This is a genomic window from Methyloceanibacter sp. (assembly GCF_051306395.1).
Classification (GTDB): domain Bacteria; phylum Pseudomonadota; class Alphaproteobacteria; order Rhizobiales; family Methyloligellaceae; genus Methyloceanibacter.
The window spans coordinates 1-5200 of the sequence record NZ_JBPPND010000128.1 but is presented as its reverse complement, the minus strand read 5'-3'; the positions used below and the strand labels follow the sequence as shown (position 1 = coordinate 5200).

At 62.4% G+C, this 5200-nt stretch carries 6 protein-coding genes; 3 read left to right on the top strand and 3 right to left on the bottom strand.

Going from position 1 to position 5200, the window contains the following annotated elements:
* From ACSLE4_RS06845 to ACSLE4_RS06835, 3 genes are all read left to right on the top strand, one after another.
* Positions 1-1272: porin (locus ACSLE4_RS06845; RefSeq protein WP_435903731.1), on the top strand; the 1272-nt coding region annotated here is incomplete at its 5' end.
* Positions 1273-1459: 187 nt separating this feature from the next.
* Complete coding sequence (locus ACSLE4_RS06840; RefSeq protein ID WP_435903730.1) at positions 1460-2242, top strand: ABC transporter ATP-binding protein; 783 nt, start codon at positions 1460-1462, stop codon at positions 2240-2242.
* Positions 2239-3057 (top strand): ABC transporter permease, encoded by an 819-nt coding sequence (locus tag ACSLE4_RS06835; protein ID WP_435903729.1) that lies wholly within the window; start codon positions 2239-2241, stop codon positions 3055-3057. The genes ACSLE4_RS06840 and ACSLE4_RS06835 overlap by 4 nt, the downstream gene beginning before the upstream one ends.
* 19 nt (positions 3058-3076) lie before the next feature.
* Here the strand turns inward: ACSLE4_RS06835 and ACSLE4_RS06830 are convergent, their stop codons facing one another.
* From ACSLE4_RS06830 to ACSLE4_RS06820, 3 genes are all read right to left on the bottom strand, one after another.
* Positions 3077-3835, bottom strand: coding sequence for an ABC transporter ATP-binding protein (locus ACSLE4_RS06830; RefSeq protein ID WP_435903728.1), 759 nt, complete (start codon positions 3833-3835; stop codon positions 3077-3079).
* A complete protein-coding gene (locus tag ACSLE4_RS06825) occupies positions 3795-4523 on the bottom strand; it encodes an ABC transporter permease (RefSeq protein ID WP_435903732.1) in 729 nt (242 codons plus the stop codon). The genes ACSLE4_RS06830 and ACSLE4_RS06825 overlap by 41 nt, the downstream gene beginning before the upstream one ends.
* Before the next feature lie 65 nt (positions 4524-4588).
* Positions 4589-5200 (bottom strand): ABC transporter substrate-binding protein (locus ACSLE4_RS06820; RefSeq protein WP_435903727.1); only part of this gene is annotated, 612 nt, incomplete at its 5' end.

The window sequence follows — 5200 nt, the reverse complement described above, 5'->3', positions numbered from 1 at the left end:
AACTGGTACGATAGCGGCTTCGGAAATGGCTTTGCCGTTGGTGACAAGGACTACGACCTTGCGTCTCGTTTCGCCATCACGGGTTCAGCGACGATCGCGCCTGGCTGGTCGGCGGGTTACAACATGACGATCACGGCGCCGGGCAGCACGTTCGGTGTCAATAGCAACTCCGTTAACGAGTATGCCGGCGTAAACTCGCGGCTCGGCGGAACCACCTACGGTACAATCAACACGCTCTACTCGTATATGTACGTGAAGAGCGACACGTATGGTACGTTGAACTGGGGCCATTTGAGCCCTGCGTCGGACAATCCTGCTGTTCTGGCCGACATCTCCGGCACGGTCATCGAGTCGAACGCGGTGCTCTTCGAGGGCGGCGGGCTTCAACTGCGGCCCAGTGGGGCGGCGGGTGCGGTCGGCGCGTTTAACCACTTCCTGCTCTGCTCTTCGGCCGTAGCGCCGGGCGCCGACTGCTTTGGTGCGGCAGAGGAGGCGGTTCGCTACGATTCGCCGACGTTCGGTGGTTTCCGCATCGAGGCCTCTTACGGTACTGCGAACGTTGTCCCTGCAATTCTGGACAACGACTCCTACCTTTCGAACAGCGGAACCGGACTTATTCCTCATCCGAATACGTCGGACTCGAACTTCGCGGATATCGCCGCGTTCTACAATGGCGATTGGGGCAACTTCAAAATCTCGGCCGCTTACGCCTACACATGGCTTGAGGCGAATCCCCTCAACGGCGGCGAGCAGGACTACCATCAGGTCGGCGGTACTGTCATGCATGTGCCCTCTGGACTGGGTATCTACGCATTGGGCAACTGGGAATTCACCAGCGGTCCCAATGGCAACCTCTTTCCTGGCGGAGCTCCCCTGGTTGGCGGTGCCAATCTGCCCAACACGGACAGCTGGGGCGTGAAGCCTTTCATCAAGCGGACCTGGAACCCGCTTGGCGCTACGATCCTGTACGGCGAGTACTACCAGTACAACGACATGTACGGCCTCGCGAATGTTGCCGGACCCGGCGGGAATGTGGCAAGCGCCTTGCCGAACTGCCCATCTGGGTTGTGCAATGTGGTGGGGTCTGAGGTCGAGCGCTGGGGTCTTGGCGCCGTGCAGGAGATCGACTCCGCTGCAATGCACCTCTTCGCTCGGTGGCAGCATCTGGATGGTCCTGACGTGACAATCGTCGACACGACCACCGGAACCAACTTCAGCCAGGGCTTCGAGGATAATGATCTGTTCCAGGTCGGTGGCATCATCTTCTTCTAAGCCACAACCCGGACGACCAAGATTACGGAAGCCGCCCTTCGGGGCGGCTTCTTTTTTGTCTCACGCCCCACCCAAATCAGCGGCACCCGGGGAAGGCTTGTGAAACAGCCGGTCCGAGGCTATCTCTCCCTTGAGGAACCGAAGTCCAAGAGTGGGGCCGACAGAGCCTCAAAGGCCATAAGCCGCCATGCAAAAGGAAGCTACCAAGGACGGGGCTGCACGCACGCCGGTCCTGTCGGTCAAAAACGTGTCATATTGGTATGGTGCCAAACAGGCGCTCGACGACGTGAGCTTCGACGTCTACTCCGGCAAGGTGACGGCGCTTCTGGGCCCGAACGGCGCCGGGAAGACGACGCTTTTTTCCCTCGTTACCCGGCTGTTCGATGCGCCCACGGGACGTATCGAGATCGACGGACGCGCCGCGGCCGATTGGGGCTTCAAGGCGCTGGGGCCGCTCGGCGTGGTGTTTCAGCAGCCGACCCTCGATCTCGATCTGACAGTGAAGCAGAACTTGCGCTATTTCGCCTCGCTCAGGGGTCTGAAGCGGAAAGAGGCGGATGAGCGCATGGACCGTGCGCTCACGGCGCTGGACATGAAGGAGCGGATTGGGGAGAGAGTGCGTTCGCTCAATGGCGGCCATAGACGCCGCGTAGAGATCGCTCGCGCCTTGCTGCATAGCCCGAAGCTTCTTCTGCTGGACGAGCCGACAATCGGCCTGGACGACCCGACGCGCGCGGCCATCGTGCGGCATATCCACGAGTTGGCGCGCACGGACAATATCGGCGTGTTGTGGGCGACTCATCTGTTCGATGAGATCGAGCCGGACGACGATCTCGTCGTCCTGAGCAAGGGGCGCATCGTGGCGCGCGGCGAGGCGAAGGCGGTGGTGGCGGAGACCGGCGCCGAGGATTTGGGCGAGGCTTTCAGGCGCTTGATCGGCAGCGATGCCGAGGAGGACGTCGCCGTATGAGCTTCCTACATTATGTCCGGGCCTTTCGCGGCATCGTCTGGCGGGAACTCTTGCGCTTCCTGCAACAACGAGAGCGGTTCTTCGCGGCGCTGGTACGGCCGCTCATCTGGCTCATCATCTTCGCGGCAGGGTTCCGCGCGGCGCTCGGCATCTCGATCATCCCGCCATACGAGACCTACATCACTTACGACGTCTATATCACGCCGGGTCTGCTCGCCATGATCCAGCTCTTCAACGGCATGCAGAGCTCGCTCTCCATGGTCTACGACCGCGAGATGGGCTCGATGCGTGTGTTGCTGACAACGCCGCTGCCGCGCTGGTTCCTCCTCGTGGCGCGGCTGTTCGCCGGCGTCCTGGTGTCCCTGTTCCAGGTCTATACATTCTTGGCGGTGGCCTGGCTCTGTGGCGTCGAACTGCCGCCCTGGGGCTATCTCGTGGCCCTTCCGGCGCTCATCCTCACGGGCATGATGTTCGGTGCGCTTGGCATGCTGCTCTCCTCGACCATCAAGCAGCTCGAGAACTTCGCAGGCATCATGAATTTCGTGATCTTCCCGATGTTCTTCGCCTCCTCGGCGCTCTACCCGCTGTGGAAGATGCGCGAGGGCAGCCTCACCCTCTACTACATCTGCTTCTACAACCCCTTCACCTGGGCGGTGGAGCTCATCCGCTTCTCTTTCTACATGAAGATGAACTGGGAGGCGTTGGGGGTGGTGGCCGGCTGCACCGCGGTCTTCCTGGCGTTGTCGGTGTGGGCCTACGATCCCTCGCGAGGCATCCAGCAACGCAAGGCGGCGGCGCCTGCCGCGGCCGGCTGAAGGCGCTTCCGAGAGGCCTCTATCTAGAGAGGCCCGAGAAGTTGGCGGGGAAGCGTTCCAGAAGATCGGTGTGAAGGGCCTCGATCATTTTGGGATCCCGCTCCCTTTGCGGAACGTCGATGGTCTCGATAGCCACGACATGGGTTGGCCGCGGCGCCAGCAGCACGAGCTGATCGGCGAGGAGTATCGCCTCACGGGCGTTATGGGTGACCAACAGCGCCGTGGTCGGGCGAGCCGACCAGACATCGAGCAGAAGCCGTCTCAGGCGATCTGCGGTCTTCTCGTCGAGCGAGACGAACGGCTCATCGAGCAGAAGCAGGTCCGGCTCGGTGGCGAAAGCCCGGGCCAACGCCACGCGCCGCGCTAGGCCCAGAGACAGCTCTAGCGGGTAGCGCGATAGCATGTCCGCAATTCCGACCGCGTCGGCCAACCGCTCGAGGTCCTTTTCGGAGAAGTCGGGCGCCGCGACCAGATCGATATTCTGGCGCACGGTGCGCCAGGGCAGAAGGCGCGGCTCCTGGAACATGAAGCCGAGCCTCGCGTCGGCCGGCATTTCGATCTCGCCGGAGAACTGGTCGTCCAGCTGGGCGACAATCCTGAGTAGGGTGGTCTTGCCGCAGCCCGACGGGCCCATGAGAACGGTCATGCTCTCAGGCTTGAGGTCGAGGGAAAGGTCCCGGATGGCTGTCAGCCGCGTGCCGTCAGCCCCGATATGGGTCTTCTCCTCGATGCGGATCTCAAACTGGCTTGTTACGCCAGCGTGTTGAATATCGTTCAAGGGGCTGCACCAATAGGTATTCGATCACGAGCATGACCGCCACGAAGGACAGCGTATAGCCGAGGATGGCGGTCACATTGAAGAGCTGGAAGTTGAGGTGGAGTTCGAAACCCACGCCGTTCGGCCGGCCGAGGAGCTCGACCACAAGCACGATCTTCCAGATGAGTGAGAGTCCGGAGCGCGAGGCGGCGGCAAAATAAGGCTGAAGCTGCGGCAGGGTAACGTTGCGGAACTTGTTCCACGGGCTCATGCGGTAAGCGCGGGCCATCTCGTCGAGGCCGGGGTCGAGGGCGCGGGCGCCCTCGCGCAAGGTCACCACCACGTTGGGAATCTTGTTAAGGGCAACGGCGCCGATGGCCGCCGTCTCGTTCAGCCCAAACCACACATAGGCGAGAATGATGATCACGAGCGCCGGCAGATTGAGAAGCACGATCAGCCAAGGATCGAGCACGCGGTTCACCGCCGGCATCTGGCCCATGATCAGGCCAATGGCGCTGCCGATGACCATGGCGACCACGAAGGAGGCAATGACGCGCCAGAGCGTGATGCCGAGTTGGAACAGCAGGTCGCCGTGCACTGTCTCTTCGTAGATGTAGTCCAGGACGGCGGCTGGCCCCGGCAACATGCGGCTCTGGGCGATCTCGGCCCCCACGAACCAGATGAGTAGAAAGCCCGCCACGGACAGAATCGAGGACCATGGGCCGCGCGTGAGCCACGCGCCCCGCCGGGCCTCCGGTCGGGCAAAGGTCACGCTCACTTGTCGGTCTCGTGCCAGAAGGTCCCCGGCGCCAGTTCCGTGCCGGAGCCCACCAGCTTGGTTCCGCCGAATTCCCGCAGGAACTGGTAGAGGACCTTGGCGTCGGCTTCTTCAGCGGGGATGGGCCGTTCCGGGATGCCTTCGCGGTAGCGGCGCCTCAGCGCCTCGAACGTGGCATCGTCGAAGGTCGGGTCGTTGGTGCCCATGAGCGGCCTCAGCCGGTCCCACTCCGCGTCGGATGTCGCCAGCAACTCGTTGGCTTTGGCGGCGGCGTCGAGAAAACCTTGGACCGCCTTAGGGTTCTTGTTTGCCCAGGCTTCATTGAAGACATAGCCCACCATGGCTACCTCGCCCTTGGCGCCGAGCTCGCGAACGACCTCCTCAAGGCCGATCAATTGCGTAAAGCCTAAGGCCTCGAGACGCGCGGCATAGGGCCAGAAGTTGAGCACCGCATCGATCTTCCCTTGCTTCGCCCTTTCGGCAAGGAGAGGCGGTGCGCCGTACTCTTGGGTCGTGTCGGTGCGCAGGTCGATATTCGCGGTGCGCAGCGCATAGGCCACGATCAGCAGCCAGCTCTTGTCGAGCGGGCCGCCGGCGACGCCGAGCGT

What these genes read in the sequence shown, in the direction of transcription:
- ACSLE4_RS06840 (WP_435903730.1), top strand. Translation starts at nt 1,460, where the DNA reads ATGCAAAAGGAAGCTACCAAGGACGGGGCTGCACGCACGCCGGTCCTG.
- ACSLE4_RS06835 (WP_435903729.1), top strand. Translation starts at nt 2,239, where the DNA reads ATGAGCTTCCTACATTATGTCCGGGCCTTTCGCGGCATCGTCTGGCGG.